Origin of the sequence: Paenibacillus sp. E222 (genome assembly GCF_013401555.1) — a bacterium.
Lineage (GTDB): Bacteria > Bacillota > Bacilli > Paenibacillales > Paenibacillaceae > Paenibacillus.
On record NZ_CP058552.1, the window covers coordinates 5,290,363 to 5,307,399 of the forward strand.

General features: G+C 46.2%; 9 protein-coding genes. 1 reads left to right on the forward strand and 8 read right to left on the reverse strand.

The genetic code is table 11. The annotated features are described in order from the left end of the window. Window positions 1-19: 19 nt before the first annotated feature. Window positions 20-1,423 carry an MFS transporter gene (locus tag HW560_RS23545; protein WP_179264901.1) on the reverse strand — a complete coding sequence of 468 codons (1,404 nt, stop codon included), beginning with the start codon at window positions 1,421-1,423 and terminating at the stop codon, window positions 20-22. Window positions 1,424-1,588: 165 nt separating this feature from the next. Between HW560_RS23545 and HW560_RS23550 the strand changes: the two genes are divergently transcribed. Further along, a complete protein-coding gene (locus HW560_RS23550) occupies window positions 1,589-2,248 on the forward strand; it encodes a helix-turn-helix transcriptional regulator (RefSeq protein WP_179264902.1) in 660 nt (219 codons plus the stop codon). Between the two features lie 169 nt (window positions 2,249-2,417). Here HW560_RS23550 and HW560_RS23555 read toward each other — a convergent pair whose 3' ends face one another. From HW560_RS23555 to HW560_RS23585, 7 genes are all read right to left on the reverse strand, one after another. After that, on the reverse strand, window positions 2,418-3,212 hold the full coding sequence (locus tag HW560_RS23555) for an SDR family NAD(P)-dependent oxidoreductase (protein ID WP_179264903.1): 795 nt from the start codon (window positions 3,210-3,212) through the stop codon (window positions 2,418-2,420). Between the two features lie 168 nt (window positions 3,213-3,380). After that, window positions 3,381-4,430: an AraC family transcriptional regulator gene (locus HW560_RS23560; RefSeq protein ID WP_090897731.1), complete on the reverse strand. Its 1,050-nt coding sequence runs from the start codon at window positions 4,428-4,430 to the stop codon at window positions 3,381-3,383. 160 nt (window positions 4,431-4,590) lie between these two features. Beyond that, window positions 4,591-8,658 (reverse strand): S-layer homology domain-containing protein, encoded by a 4,068-nt coding sequence (locus HW560_RS23565; protein ID WP_179264904.1) that lies wholly within the window; start codon window positions 8,656-8,658, stop codon window positions 4,591-4,593. A 370-nt stretch (window positions 8,659-9,028) separates the two neighbouring features. Further along, complete coding sequence (locus HW560_RS23570) at window positions 9,029-12,277, reverse strand: glycosyl hydrolase (protein ID WP_179264905.1); 3,249 nt, start codon at window positions 12,275-12,277, stop codon at window positions 9,029-9,031. Beyond that, window positions 12,274-14,292: a glutaminase family protein gene (locus tag HW560_RS23575; protein WP_306459213.1), complete on the reverse strand. Its 2,019-nt coding sequence runs from the start codon at window positions 14,290-14,292 to the stop codon at window positions 12,274-12,276. Before HW560_RS23575 ends, HW560_RS23570 begins: the two co-directional genes overlap by 4 nt. Before the next feature lie 133 nt (window positions 14,293-14,425). After that, window positions 14,426-16,078, reverse strand: a complete 1,653-nt coding sequence (locus tag HW560_RS23580) for an extracellular solute-binding protein (RefSeq protein ID WP_179264907.1) — start codon at window positions 16,076-16,078, stop codon at window positions 14,426-14,428. A 62-nt stretch (window positions 16,079-16,140) separates the two neighbouring features. Beyond that, window positions 16,141-17,037, reverse strand: a complete 897-nt coding sequence (locus HW560_RS23585; protein WP_063565068.1) for a carbohydrate ABC transporter permease — start codon at window positions 17,035-17,037, stop codon at window positions 16,141-16,143.

Consider the following 17,037-nt stretch of genomic DNA (forward strand, 5'->3'; position numbering starts at 1 on the left):
TTCCTTGGCTTACCCCCGTTTATTTGTTTTTCCAGCCTAACAATTGCAGCCCGGTTCTTACTTGTTCTGTTACTTGTGTAATCCGAGTACTGGCAATCAAGCTCAAGACAATCAACACCAGATGAAAACCCATCGTTACGATTAATCCAGATTGCAATGACATCCCCCCAGCTTGACACACCACCAGGATGGAACCGCCGATCCCGATGACTACGCCCGGTGTAAACGAATCTGCAAATTGCAGATTTGCCGAAGTTTTGCCAACGCCGCCCTCTCCTGTTTGGGAAAACGCCACAACACCGCTAATCGGATGTGCTAATCCAATGCCTATTCCAGCTATGATCTGGCCCATAATCGCTACGGTAACGGTCACCACAGGAACCCAAAATACGATGGTAATTCCAAAGGCAAGCAGCAGTACACCCAGAATAATTCGTGTATGACGTCCTCGGCCCTGATCTGCTGAGTCCCAACGCCCTTGCAAATAAGCAATGACACACCAGCTCAGTGCAGCACTTGCTACAATTAAACCGGCCTGAGAAGGTGTAATGCCTTTCACCTCAATTAAAGCCAATACCAAGAAATTTTGTGTACTGGTATAAGCAGCGAAGAACAGTCCACGCGTAGCGAGTATAGCGGGCATACCTCTTCGCAAAGCAAGCGTTCCTTCCGGCAGCAGTTTGCGCAGTGGGTATACCATCAGTACTCCCCCGATAAGGACGATAACAAATCCAATAATTGACGGAAGCTTGCCAAGTCCCACTAATAAAGTCCCCGTACCTATCGTTAATAGCAGCGCCATCCATGTAGCGGCAGATCCTTGCTCCCCTTTTGCTGGCTGTGATTTTAATTTCGTAAACGCAGGTAAGCTAAGGAGTGCTGAAATCAACAGGATCGGCAGGATCCCCCAGAACACAAAACGCCATGACCACAAATCTGCAATAAGCCCTGCAACATATGGACCAAGCATGGACGGAAGAACGTAGGCCGTACCGAATGCTCCCAGTATCTTGGCACGTAATTCATCAGGATAACTTAAGGAAATGGCCGTGTACACGCAAGTCATCATAGCTCCGGCACCCAAACCCTGCATGGCACGTGACGCGATCATGGTATACATATCTCCTGCCATTGCGGCTGCGACCAGCCCGACAATAAACAAAAGAAGTGCGAGCGTAAATGGTACTGCGGGTCCCCTCCTATCAATAATCCTTCCAACAACCAAGGTGCCGATAATCTGTGCAAGCAGATATGTACTGAATATCCAGCCAAACAGGTTAAGACCGTTCAGGTCTCCAGCAATGGAAGGAGCAATCGTCGTTACTGACAAACCTTCAAATCCAACAGCCATCACTGACAATATAATTCCTATCGATAATGCAAAATAACGCGGACTGAAAATACTTTGAGAATGGGACGACATGATATGTGACCTCCAAGAGATTTTTATGTATACACCGTATCCGGATACTTAGTAAACATTTTACTTTACAAAGTTTAAACTACAGTTCGTTTTTGACTTTGTCAATGTTTTTGTTTAAAATGTATGGAATAATGAAGATTCAGTTGTTTAAAAAGGAGGTTCACCATGAGCCGGGATCAAACGAAAAAAGATGCCTCAACCAGTACCCGAAAAGCAATCATTAACCTGCTTAAGCATCAGGGTGGAATGGATGTGGTGGCACTCTCCTCCCAATTTGCGTTATCTGGAATGGCTATTAGGCAGCACTTAAATGCACTGAAAGAAGAAGGATTGGTTACTTTCGAAGAAGAGGCTCGTCCCATGGGTCGACCAACCAAGCTATGGAGATTAACCCCAGCTGCTGATCGTTTTTTCCCTAGTGGATATTCGGAGTTATCCGTCAGTCTGATCAATTCCATGAAAGAAGCTTTCGGAAATGAAGGACTGGACAAGCTGCTGAGTGTGCGGAACAAGAACATGCAAGAGCAATATCTACAGTACATTGGTGATGCATCCGGCGTGAAGGAAAGGCTGGAGAAACTGGCTGAAATTCGAACAAATGAAGGTTATATGGCCGAGGTTAAGGATCAAGGCGATGGTAGCCTCTTATTTATAGAAAAGCATTGTCCAATCTGTGAAGCTGCAGCAGTATGCACCGGGTTGTGTAAGAATGAATTGCATTTATTCAAAACAGTCCTTGGAGATCAAGTTCATATAGAACGGGGAGAGTATATTTTGGCTGGAGGAAGAAACTGCATATATACGGTTAGAGAACATCATTCGTAACCAAACAAACTTGCACAACTATAAAAAAAACAGCCAGCAGGCGTCTTTCTGAATGGTTATGTTTTGTTCCCGTTAAAGTCGATTAAGCTTATGGATATATATAAACGAAAAAAGAACCTTGGGCTTGGCTCAAGGTTCTTTACGTTCAGTTGTATAGTGAAAAGCAAGTTTAGAAGATAGTTGGCACCATTCCCCCATCCATACGAATTGGAGAACCTTTGAATGCCGATGCATACGGACTGCATACAAATGTGGCCAATCTGCCTATCTCATTAGGCTTGATAAATCGTTGAATTTCGGATTGAGGCAGGTTTTTGCGCATAAAATCCTTCTCTTTTTCTAAAAAAGTCATCGATTCATCAGGGTAGATGCTCTCAATGATTTGTTGCACATTTTCAGAGAGGGTTGGTCCTGGCATGATTGTATTGACGGTAACTTCTGTTCCTGCCGTTAATTTCGATAAACTTTTGGACAACGATAATAACATCGATTTGGTCATGCAATACTGAGGCATTTGTCCTGAAGGCATGATGGCTTCTTCACTCGCAATAAAGATCATGCGGCCATAATCATTTTGCAACATTTTTGGCATATAAAATTTGGACAATGCATTTGCAGCGAGCACATTCGTACGGAAGTATTTCTCCCATACCTCATCGCTGATATCTTCATATTGCATCATTTCATAAATTCCCATATTGTTCACTAGGATATCAATTTGGGGGTATTTCTCAAATAAGGCTTCTCTTTGACCTATATCCACCAGATCAGCTGTAGCTTTTTGAGGCGAGGTAGCGGGAAAATCGGATCTCAGTTCATGAACCGTACGCTCAACCTCTGCATTATCCCTTCCATTGATGAGTACATTAACCCCTTCTTTGGCAAGTTCAATGGCAATGGCTTTCCCGATCCCCTTCGTCGATCCTGTAACCAAAGCTGTTTTACCGTATAAACCCATATCCATATCACACTACTCCTTTTATGATCTTGTAGCGGCAAGCTGATTCGTTATCATGTTATAAACAGTCTTGTGCTCCGGATAGGATTTATATTACCTTGTCTACATAGCCGAGTAACTAGCGTGTTACGCCAAAGTTCTTGCATAACACGCCAAATGATATAAAGCAATCAGTTAATGAAGCGTTGATGATTTTGGCGGTCCTTCGGATAGCGAATTCGTTCCTAAATATTCCGTACGCCAATTCGTTGGCGTATCCCCTTCCCATGAACGAAAGGCACGGTAGAACGAGTTCTGGTCTTCATATCCAATTAAGAAAGCTACTTCTTTAATGTCCAGTGTAGGGTCGGCCAAGTAAGCTCTTGCCTGCTCATGTCTGGCTTGCGACAACAGATGCTTGAAACTTGTATTCTCTTCTGTAAGGCGGCGCTGCAAGGTGCGATCGCTCATACCCAATTCCTTGGCAACGACCTGAATGTCGGGGCGACCTCCTGTAAGACTGCGTTTCAAAATCCATTTGACCATGTCTGTAATAGAACGACTGCCCTGCTGTTCGTCCAGCGATCGGTCCAGGGCGGGAGTAAGGATTTCCAGCAACTCTTCGTTGTATGAAAGAAACGGACGGTCCAAATCTGTACGATGTAAGGTGAGCCGGTTACAGGTTGCACCAATCCGAATCGGGCAGCCAAAATAAGTCTCAAGGGTGTGAACATCGCCCATGGTGTGCGAAAATTCAACAAGCCGCGCAGTCAAAGGTTGACCTGTTCCCCGGCGCCCCAGTTCGAGGAGAAATGCCAGTGTGACTCCAACCAGCAATGACGGACCAGAGTGTTCGTTAGTTAACCATTCCAGTTCAATTGAACAATCATCGCCCTCCTCAGTAATACGCAAGCTTTCAGGAGGGCAGAGCTGTTTGTAGCGAGCCATTCGTTGTAGTGCATCACGATAGTCACGTGCGTGGTAGGTCGCTAAGACGCTCGGTGGGTATTTCCCTGTTTCAAAGATGGTTGCTAGCTTGATGATTCCTTCGGCAGTGTCACCAACGAGATCGGAATATGCCTGCCAGATCGCAAAATATTGAGCGGTCGTGACAGCTGGTTCAGTTATAATCGTGAGCGGTAGTTGTGCCTTGCGAGCTACATCATGGGCGGCAATCCCTAATTGATGCAAGCCTGTCCAAAACCCTGCCGGGAATTTAATCCGCTCAGAGGTGTGAGACTTCATAGATACTCCCCTTCTTGAAATCTTTGTTGCTTAATGATTCATCCACTGTACAGGGACTCTGATTCTTTTGCAATGTCACTAATATTTCCTGATCTCCAGAATAAAACAAGAAACCAGTGCGGAAACTTCCGCACTGGTTTCGAGGGAATTCGATATAGCGTTATTTCGATTGTTCAAGAAGTCCAACAATAAGTGTAACTGCCTCAGCCCGGGTAGCTGTCTGCAAAGGAGCAAATCGATTGCCACCTACACCGCCCACCAGACCTGCTTCCACGGCAGAAGCTACATAGGATACTGCCCATGCCGGGACATCCTTGGCATCTTTGAAATCCAGTTTCGCATTGGAATTCGTTTGAATTCCGCCAGCGCGTGCAATCATAGTTACCATCTCCGCCCGGCTCAGCGTCTTGCTAGGGCCGAACGAACCATTTTCGTAACCATTGACGATGCCAGCGGATGCAGCTGCTGTAATATAAGGCTTCGCCCATGAAGGAATCTTGTTATCATCCGTATAGTGAATACTCTCGCTTACGGTATTCAGATTCAAGGCACGGCCCAGCATCGTTATGAACTCGGCACGTGTGACTTTCTGATTTGGACGAAAGGTCTGATCGCCATAACCATTCACGAATCCAGCCGCCAGGGCTTTATCAATTGCAGATTTTGCCCAGTGTCCGTCTGTATCTTTCAACGCTGGCGCAGTGCCTGTGCTTCCGTTATTACCTGATCCAGTACCCGGCTGGTTGCCGGAATCAGTTCCGCTGCCGGTACCGCCGTTCGAACCGTTACCGGTTGTTGTATCGCTACCGGTTCCTGAGGAGGAGCCATTACCACTGCCGGAACCATTACCTGAACCTGAACCGGAGCCGGGATTCGATGTTCCCGGATTGGACGTTCCTGGTCCCGGATTCGATGGTTCCGTCTTCTTCACAATACCGAACTGATCAACAATGAACGGGTCTGTTCCCTTCAGATTTTGGTCAATTTCATATGTTACAGCTGTCAGTTTGCTGCCGTCAATCGTAATGCCCACAAAATTCTGGACCTGACTGCGCATTGGACGACGGCTGTCATTCGGATCAGGACCATATTTGGCTGCATGATTCTCATCTGCAAGTTCAAAAAGACCGTAATAAGCATCACCGAGACTTGTGCTCGGATTTTTGTAATACACTTTTGGACCAGCTGTTGCCGGAATTAGATAGATCGAGCCATTCGGATTTACAGAGTATTCGATTTTCTCTCCATTCATCACCTCGGTGATGATTTCCGGCTCCCGTGCTGCACCCTTTTGATCAATCGGTTTTGTGCGGGCGTAGATATGGTCATGCCCCTGGAGAACAAAATCAATGCCAAGCTCCGCCATGATCGGTGCAATTTTGGTGCGTACTCCATTGGGTCCCATAATGTCGGAATCGGTCGCATGGTTTGACGTCGTGTATGGCCCCTTGTGAATGTTCACAATAATCCATTGGGCTCCGTTTTTCTTGGCAGCCTGGACATCTTTTTTCAGCCACTCGACTTGTTCTAATGAGAAGTTGTCATACTCCTCCGAATCCTCATTGGAGTTCAACACAACAAAATGCGCATTACTGTAATCATAAGAATAGTAAGCTCCCGTCTCCGTTGCGGAATTCACTGGTGTCTGGATGTTGAAATGATCGATAAACGCATAATTTTTGTCCTCATGGTTCCCTGCGGACGGCACGATGGTTGTGTTTAAGAGGCTTTCCTGCGAGTGCCCTAGCAGCCAGTTCCACTGTTCCTCTTTCACACCAGTATCCACGATATCCCCGTTATGAACGACAAATTGTGCGTCTGGTACTGTAGCCAATGCTTTGGCCAATGTCTCCGAGGACAGAATTGCCTCATCCTCTTCCTTCGCTTGTGTATCCGCCAGATCAATGAAAGTGAATTTGCCTTTTTCCGGTGCTGTACGGAAGGTACCTGTCTCGCTCCATACTTGCTGGGAAGCATCCCCTACACGGAAATAATAGGTGGTATTAGCTTTCAGATCTGTCACTTCTGCTTTGTGCATCAGTTCTGTAGGCGCATTCGCAGGTTGTGCAGAGCGCCCTTGAACCGATTTGGCTTGCGTGAAATCAGGTGCTGCCGCTGTTTTCTCCACAACCTGAAGGTCGCTATTCGTTACTTGATCGGAAGTGTACCATGTGAAGCCTTTGCTCGTGGTAGGATCTCCATGGAACGTTACCGTTACCTTGTTTACCTGTTCTGGAACAGGAACGGTATCCGATTCCTTGATGATCCCGAAAGTATCCACGATAAATGGTTCGGCATTATTTTTATTTTTGTCAATCTCATACGTTATGGCGGACAGCTTGTCTCCATTAATGGTCAAGGAGACAAAGTTCTGTACATGACCTCTAGCCAAACTTGTAGTGTCACCATATTGCCGTGCGTGGTTTTCTTCCGCACGCTCGAACAAGCTGAAATACGCATCTCCTAGTTCAGTTTTCTGGTTTTTGAAGTATACTTTGGCTCCTGCTGTAGCCGGAATCATATAAATGGTTCCATCTGGCTTAACTGCGTAATCGATACTCTGTCCATTAAAGGTCTCCGTTATTTTGGACACATCTTCAGCGGTACCATCGCTCTTGATTGGCTTCGTCCGTGCATAGATATGGTCATGTCCCTGAAGGACCAGATCAATCCCCAGTTCGTTCATGAGCGGGGCAATTTTTTTCCGTTCACCGTTCGCACCAATAATGTCGCTATCCGTGGCGTGATTCGATGTCGTGTACGGACCTTTATGGATATTCACGATAATCCACTTGGCTCCTGCGGCTTTTGCTTCCGCTACATCCTGCTTCATCCATGCGACTTGCTCATTCGAGAAGTTGGCGTACTCCGTTGAATTCTCATTGGAGTTCAATACGATAAAATGGGCTTTGCTGTAATTATACGAGTAATATGAGCCTGTTTCCGTTGCAGCACCATCTGGCTGCTTCACATTAAAATGATCGTAGAACGCATAATTTTGATTCTCATGATTGCCAGCAGATGGTGCAATGGTCGTGTTCATGAGACTGGCTTGCGAATGACCAAGCAGCCAATTCCATTCTTGTTCTGAAGTACCATTCTCTACAACGTCTCCGTTATGGACAACGAATTCAGCATTAGGAACCGTTGCGAGTGCTTTGGACAGAGTTGATCCAGACAGGATCGCCTCATCCTCTTCCTTCGCTTGTGTATCCGTCAGGTCGATAAAGGTAAACGCTCCGTCAACCGGAGCCGTTTTGAACGTTCCAACTTCACTCCATAGGCCCAGTTCCTGATCACCAACACGGAAAGAATAGGATGTATCTGGAAAAAGCCCCGTTGCTTCCGCCTTATGCACCATTTCTCCAGGGGAGTTGGAAGCTACGGTTGCACGTCCACTGAAGCTTTGGGCCTGACTGAAGTCGGCAACGCCTACTTGGTTCGGCACCACTTGAACAGTGCTCTGTGCAGATGCAAGAGGCGTATACCAAGTGAAGCCTTTGCTACTTGTTGCATCCCCATAGAAAGTAACCGTTACTTTGCTGATATCCAGCGATGGTGCATTAGCCAAAGCTTTAAGTTCCATGTCAAAATACAGGTCCGAGCTGCTGTCGCTCTGTTGATGTACTTCGACTGCAATTTCGTTTGAGCCATCACGCAAATTGGCTTTCATCGGCGCAGTGAGGTCAACATCCTCATACATTACCGGCAAATCCTTACCAGAAGTTGCTTTGGTAGAGTAATCAATCTCGCCGTCAGGCATGCCAAAGCGACGAACTTCCACCCCATTCACATAAATCACTGCACCATCGTCAATACCAAATGTGCCGAGAATTTGTCCGTAACCGTCAATTTGTTCCTTGTTAACGTTTAGGTTGGTCCGGAAATAGGTAGTGCGGGGTTTTAATTTTTTGTCCAGACCATAGCTGACTACCGTTTGGAGAGATCCAAAATAGGAAGTGCTTATGCCACTCCCGTTGTCTTTGTAACCAAATGGAGCCGGTCCCGAATTCCAAGATGAATCATCGTATGAAGCACGCCATTCCGCTTGTAGATCCTGACCCTGATCGAAATAATGCCAATTGGCATTCCGCTGTAACAGTATCTCAGGCTCAGACATTGATGCGGCCTGGGCTGAATGGACTCCCCCAAATCCCGCAAGCCATCCGAATACCAAAGCAATGGATAACAGGATGGATAACACTTTTTTGTAAAGGTGACTGATCATAATTCTCTCCTTTGTATGTATGATTGGTTGGCTTATGTAACTCCAAACAGGCCAAGCATAACAAGTAGAGATCAGCATCCGGTAAGCGTGACGTAAAACTTATGTAAACTCTTACATTTATTTAACTTATAATATATGTAATATGTTTTTAGTTAACATAATAATTAATATGGTTTCTCACTCCTGTTTGCACCAAAAATATAGAGACTATTTTTAAAGGTTTGAAGAATAACTGGGTTCAACTATACTTATTTCCAGCGTAGTTAAGCTCCGCCTTTCGAATTCAATGCAAAAAAAGCCGCCAATATGGCGACTTTATTGTGTTCATATTCTTCCCCGACGAATCCAAACCCTAAACCTGAAACGTACATTATTTTAATAATTTAGTTACAAGTTTTACCGGACCATTTATGCCCGAAGGTAGTGATGACTTTCCGTATAGATTCTCCAGTGTATTAGCCACATGAATGTCGATTACATTATTACCTGGCACCATGTAAGGCGTGACGTTCCAATGATAGGGTGGCCATAACCGGATGCCAATCTGTTCCCCATTCACGTATAGGCAAGCCGTCTCTTTAATGTCTTCTGCTTCCAGCCAAATTTCATTTCCCGGATTCAAGCTGACATCAGACAAATCCAGTTGCTGCGAGTACACTCCTGCTCCCGAATAGAAAGGATAACCTTCAACGTTCCAAACCCCAGTCATTTGTTCTGGCTCAATGGTTAATGTAGTCTGATTTTGTATAGAAAATGAACCAACCAGATAAGCAGGAAAGGAAATGGCTGGCATCGGTTCCAGCAATGTGACCGTGAGAACTTCAAGCACATTCTCGCCTTTCACCAGATGTTTGGTAATATCCACACCAGCGTAATGAGTATCTTGCCACAGTGAGGGCCGGAGTGCTTCCATCCGTACTCCATTAACATAGATTTCAACATTACGTCTGCGTTGCAGGAAACCAATATGGGATGGGATTTTTTGCTCAATATCGTCAAGGATTAGCTCAATCGTGAAGATCCGATCAGTTCCAGGTTCTTTTAAAAGGACTTCATCCCACTGTGATTTCATAAGCTCAATCCATTCTTCTGTTACGACAAATGTTGTCCGGTACGTGTTGACTTGGCCTGGCATCGTTGCATTCATTCTGGACAGACGGTCATTCAATGTGACCTGCCACTGGTCCAACACAAGCACATTGGGATCGACGGTCTGAAACTGCCAAGGATCACCTAACACCAACACATCGGTGGTATGTTGCACTTTATGATTTATAGGCTCTTGCGGTTTGGGATGCGTCGAATCTTCAGTGTGAAGCGGATCAGGTACATAATTAGGTCTAACGGATAGAACACGAAGCTCTCCCGGTACAAATGTTAGAACAGCATCATGACTCACCGGGTTTATACTCCCGTTTTCCAAGTTCCATTCTTCCATCTGTTCTTCAATGTGTTCTTTCACAGGGTTTTGATGGAGTTGAATGGTCACGGGCTGCTCCGACCAGTTCATCAGCCATGTGTGCACATGATCTTCAAATTTGCGTTCAACGCTAATCAGATCCTCAGCTTGCCCCTCGATCTGTTTCCAGGCAATAGTTGGTGATGATGTCGTTAACTCTCTTAACTGAACACAAAAGGTCATAAGTGTGTCGTTATGAGCGGTGTTTTTCATGGAATAGAATAGGCTGTACCCTTTGCCCACCGCTTGTAATTTCCCTGGCTGAGGATCGGAGCCATATAGTTCGTTCATATACTTCCGTAATTCGGGATCTTGGCGCTGTCGCTCACTATCACAAGGAATTGCCCCAACCGCAATAAGCGTTCCACCGCGGTTTACAAAGGTCACAAGCTGTTTTGCAATAACTATAGACATGACCGTAATTTCCGGCAAAATTAAAATTGAATATTCGTTTAGTACTCCGTTAAACTGATATCCTCCAGCATGAGTAATCTTTGCCTCTCTGAGCTGACACTCATCCACATAATCGTAATCAATGGAGCTGCGCAGCATGCGATCTGACAATAACGAGAACACTTGATCCGCAGCTGGATGCTGGTTCGATTCACCGGATAAGAACATCTGCTCATATACCGTTTGGATCGGTGATAACAGAAGGACTTCAGGTGTACGCTTCGTGAAAGAACCCAGTACACTCAACCGACCAAGATAATCGGCAAAAGTCCGATAATGCGGCCAATGCGGTGCATGCTTGAATTCGGTAGGTGGAAAGTCTGTTTTCCGATACCCTGCAAACGAATAGTAAAATGCATGCGGGATAAACAAATTAACACCCAGAAATGCCATGAAATTGGCATCAAGCCGCCTTTGTCGCATGGCATAGGCATGACCGCTCGCACCAAATGACTCGCAAATAACTCTTTTTTTTCCATCCAACTGTGCGACAGACGCGGCCGTCTTTACGGATACGATACGATGTGGATTCTCCTTTGTACCGATTCCATGTGTCAGGTAGTCCACACCCGCATAATGGAACTGCTGCAATACACGGGTTTGATTACCCTGCGACCGAGCCTGCCCCCAGACGGGTTCTTCCAGCGTATGGCCGATGTACAGCAAGCTGTGTGATTCACACCACGAACGAATAGCTTCATGATAACCTTCCACATACCAACGGGTAATCGTATCATAATAGTCCTTCCTCACAGACCTGCTGCCATCGACCATCCCATATAACAACGCGCCTAATCTTGGAATCAGATCATATCCGTTCTCCTGTTGATAGCGCTCTACCATCCCATGTGTCCAAGCGAATACGATTCCGGGCAGAGTTGCATTCACATCCTGAACCGACGTCCGGATGGCTTCGACTCCAAAAAAACCGTCGTGGATCATGAGTCCAGGTTCATCCGTGAATACACCTTGAATGGTCACTCCGAAATGAGGCTGAAATTGCTGAAACGGCTCGTATGCCGACTGAATGAAAGCCTGCACGGCTTCCGGGTTCAACGTGTCCAGATAATACCCTTTTGCAAACGTGATCCCTTCAGCAATTTCACAGGACCAGCAGGCAAGTATAATATAATCCTCGTCGGTTTCAGGCCTCCATTTCTGTCCGCATAACTCTGTAATATCCTCAGGTTGATCATATATCAGCCATTCCCCTTCTTGCTGGATGGCACGATAAGCGAGAATTGCGATGAGTTCATTGTTAGCGTAGGTGGCAAAATCGAGAGATAACATTTCCTGCTGTGCATCGTGTACATATCTTCGTTCCTCAACCCTCAAGTATCTCATCCGATATTCGGGATACTGTCTCGTCAGCTTACCTCCCAGTGTTCCACTCGGCCAATTGTCCTCATCATACAGCCAGACCACCATATCACGCTTCTGGCACTCTTTTGTGCAGAAATCCAGCGTATCCATGAACTCCTCTGACAGGTACGAGGCCTGCATCCCGTGACGCGCATGCAATACAACACCGCCAACACCGGCTTCAACCATGGATTGAATTTGGTTTTCCAGCTCTGGTTTGGTAAAACTGTGGTTCAGAAACCAAAAGGGCTGTGGCCGATACGTCGCCTCAGGATTCTTGAACTGCTGTTGTAATGCATGAATATCCGTGATTTTCAACTCCAATTCATCATCTGGTCTCATCATGATTTTGATACAGATGTCTTTCTCAGCAAAGGAATGAAAAACCCACCGACAACCGACCTATTTTGAAAATTTAACTGCTTTCCGGTGATGGTGTCATACCAGTCTGTTACAGGTACACGGCTCGAAGTTTCATTCATAAAGTCCCACAGAGGTGAGATCATCTGTTCGAATTGAGACTGCGTTTCGCTCATGGAGGCACACCATACGAGCCAATCAGACTTGGTGTATGTCTCACGGCTATCCAGCGGTATACCATATCGATTCTGTTTTAGCTGATAATGCGCCAACTCTATAGCAGCCACTTCTTTGGGGAAAAGGTTGAAGTCCAACAGACGATCCCACACCAGATTGTATTTCATGCTCCATGATTCATCCGAGCTGTCAAAAGTCAGCTTGTAGTGATCACCTGCTGTCGCCATGGATGACCACTCCTCTGCCATTTTTGCAGCCGCTTCACGATAAACGGCACCATCCGGCACACCAAGTTCATCACACATATACGCATAGGCGGCAATGCCTAATATCGCTTTTATCGATAAGTTCGCATTGTGCGCCAGATGTCCGGCGAAGTCGTCCGTGCACAGTTGATTGTCAGGGTCCAGTCCATGTTGCAGCAAATATGAAGCCCAAGTTGTTAGAAGTCCCCAGTGTTCACGTGCAAATTCCGCGTTCTTCTCATACTTGCATACCGTTGCTGCCATCAGGAGCATATTGCCACATTCCTCGATAGGCATCTGGTATTCAAGTTTGTTCTCTCCGTAAACCTGGCCGTTAGCTTGAGGGTATGTCCCCACGTCATGTGGAGCAAAATCAAACGTCCAATCCGCGCTCTCGGCATACCTATAGATTGGACGCATCATACCTTTGACCAATTCGGTGTTATACCTCAGGAACAACGGAATCGACGGGTAGCTCACATCCACCGTTGCGATACAGCCATTACTAAAATTCTCTTTGGAGAAAAATAATACTTCTCCTGCTTCATCAGCAACCAATTTATGTGCAGCAATCGCTTGCCGATAGGTTAATGCCAGAATGTCTCTATATTGGTTCCCGCCTGCAGCCTGACTTTCCGTTAAGAGTTCCCGATTAAAGCGGGCGCACCGTTGTACTACCTCTTCATATTGATCCACTGCGTTTACCAGCATCTGCTCAAATGTCACACCATCTTTCTTCCAATACGCATTCAGCGGTTGGTGAAAATATTCAATTGCATGAATATCATCATAGGCGAGCATCAGGTAGCGGGATGCTGACTCTTCATGGATAAGCCCCAGATCCATTTCGGTTGCCATAACAGGCATTTCACCAGAGATGGATTTTGGCTGTGTAGAATCATCTCCTGTCTTAAACAGACCCGACCGGGCATACTCTTCACGCCTGGATACCGAATGAATGACCGATTGAGATTGATGGGATCGCTGAACCACCAGGTACATATAACCCCAGTCTATTCTCGTATCATCGCCGGCACGTTTTAATATAGGTTGTTCCACCGTTCCTATAGACATGGCATGTAACTGTTCATGGATTACATGAGACGCCCAGGTGACTTGCTGATCAGGAGTATGTACACACCATTCACCTGTCACATCAAAATAGATTTTCACTTGATGGCCTTGACCATCTATCGCTCGAACATGGAACGTAACATACGTCACAGGTCTGGATAACAGTTCAAGATCATCGAGCAATAGGGGTGTGGTAAAATGAACCTCAAGTTCGATACCTTCTCCTTCAAAGGTGTAACGGGTAGTCACCGGCTCAACGGTTAGATTCGTCTGATTGAGCACGTCAGGCTCCTCAACGGTTGAATTTTCGTGAACGCCTACTTTCCCCATAAACCTTCTGATTTTGCCGTCAATGACAATCATGCCAACCATACCTTGAGTTTTGTTCGTCCAGTGCCTGGTGTGATCATCATAGAGATGGTCCGCAGCAGACCATACGCTAAAATAAGGGTCTACCGTGATCAAAGGTACGGATGGTGGTCTAAACGTTGTCATTTGTTTCATCTCCTTCAATTCATTTTTTCAATGTAAACTGTGCTTCTTGATCCAACAGGGAAAGGCTTCGCTCGCCTTGTTGACCAAGGCGCTGCAAAGCCTATTTGATTTCCGTAATAATCGGTAATTTAACCCTTCAGCATCAGTTCGGCATTTGAACAGTTACGATATCTTTTCCTTTCAGATTCTCATTGGTGAACTGCATCGCTTGGTCGTATCCGGTCTTCCGAAGCTGTTCCCTGAGGTCGTTGATAATGCTAAGAGCCGCTTCATCCGATTTTGCAAAAATGGCTTCCTTCCAGGCATCTCCCATCCGGTCCATGGAAGGCTTCAACATTTCCCATTCCGGTGATTTGGTAATCACATCGCCCGGGTTATAGGCTGTAATTACATGAATGCCGTTTGGACGCAGGATTTTCCGGGCATTTTCCATGGCATCGAGTCTTTCCTGGTCTGCCCAGATGTCGCCACCTGCTGCCGAATTAATCCGGTCAAGCCCCGTAATCGATTCCAGTCCGATGGTGATACCTTCGTTCTTGCGAACTTTGCCGGTCTGATCTGCTGTAAACTTATCAAACCATTCTTTATTCGGTACAGGTTTGCCATCCTTCATATCCCAATGAACCCCTTGAACTCCGTACCGGGCCAGCATGAAGCCTTCGTCAGAAGCCATGTAATCGAGAAACTTGAGAGCTGCATCTACACACGCACCCTTGCAGCTGCTAGTGATAGCCGTTACGTTGTTTCCTTGAATGCCAAGATCAACAGGCCGGCTCGGGTCAACATCTGCCCGCTCCAATGGTCCAAGTGGGATGTAATCGCTTCCAGGATGTGAAGTAACATACTCTTTGGAAGCATCCAAAATGGCCGGATAATGTGCAGCAAGGATAGCAATGCGTCCTTGATTAATTTTTTCCTTGGCGATAGGATCTGTTTGAGTAAAGGCTTCGGGGTCCATCAGCCCTTGCTCAACCAGTTTACGATAGAACAACGTGTAGTCTTCATATCCTTTGGTGAAAAAGTTATGCTCTACCGTTCCGTCACCTTTGTCTACATAACCTGCTCCCGAATAGAACATCGTGTTTCCGATGCCTACAGACCATCCGTTACTAAATCCGCCCAGTGGAAACACGGGCTGGCCGCTCTCCTTCAGGTTGGCATCTTTGATTTTTTGGAGGAAGTTATAGAAGTCTTCCTTCGTCACGACTGATTGAGGGTCCACGCCGACTTTCTTGGCGATATCTTTACGAACATAGAAGCCATACAGCCAATCCATGCCATCTTCGTTCGTCGCGGGCTGATTTTGTAAAAGTAAATATTTCTTGCCGTCATACGCATCTATCGCTTTTTCGTATAATGCTGGCGGCACATTTTCTTTCGCAATGGATTTCGCCAGGTTCGGGTAATCCCCCAATTTATCGGATATATCTACCAGCTGTCCCTCTTTGGCAGCCTTGATGATCCCGTCCAGCTCACCGCCCCATGCAGGTCCGGTGTAAATGTCCGGCAAATCCTGTGTGGCGAAAATCTGGTTTACTTTCTCCGTCTCGCTGCCTTTCGTATATTCCCACTCCAAAGTGACGCCAGTTTTCTCTTTGATGACTTCCTCCACAGGGGTGATCCCGTTATCCGATCCGCCTGAGCCATTCCAATTGTGCAAGATTTTGAGTTTACTTCCGTTCTCCCCTTCTGCGCCTTCCCCGTTCCCTGATGAATTCGTGCAACCGCTCAGCAAACCTCCAACCATGATGGACACGAGCAAGATGGATACGCCTTTCGACCAAATCCTGTTCAAACCAATCGCCTCCTTGAATAAATGATCTCGGTAAAGCTCTAGCAAATTCAGGTCAGGATGATCTACCCTTTAACCGAACCAATCATAACCCCCTTCACGAAATATCGTTGTAGAAACGGATATATACATAAGATCGGGAAAACCGTAATGACAAGCAAGGCCATTCGAAGTGATTCAGGTGTTGCTCCTGCTCCACCGACTCCACCAACCGTCTGACCACCCTGCTGTGCTGCACGCTGCATCGAATTGGATAACGCCTCTGCTTCTGTCAGCATTTCTTGCAGTAGGGTCTGTACCGGGATTAAATCTTTGTTAGATACGTAGTAGGCGCCCGAGAACCAGTCATTCCAGTGGGCTACCCCAATGAACAGCGAGATCGTTGCAAGTACCGGCCCGGAAAGAGGCAGAATGATGCGTACGAAGATTTGAAAATCTCCATACCCGTCAATACGCGCAGATTCCTCTAGTTCCTCCGGTATGCCTTGCAGGAATGTCCGAATAATGATGATGTGCATGAAGTTGAACAATAAGGGCAAAACGTACACCCAGAAACTATTAATCAGATGCAGTTTTTGCAGCGTAATGAAGAACGGGATGAACCCTGCACTGAAAATCGTGGGCAAAAAGATGTAAAAGGTAAAAAAGGAGCGACCTGGCAATGTTTTTTTGGAAAGTGCATAGGCCATGAGTGTACACAATACAACGTGGAGAAAAGTACCCAGCACGGTGCGCATAATCGTAATTTGATATGCTTTCCAGATCCGTGCGTTATCGAATACCTGGGCATAATTATCCAACGTGAATTGGCGGGGAAGAAAATAAATCGCGCCTTGCATCGAATCCTTACCGTCGTTCAGTGAATAAGCCAAGATATATATAAACGGGTAAATCATCGAGAATCCAACCAAAGCAAGAAAGATATAGTTAAGCACCGAGAATAAGGACCATTTTCGTTCCAT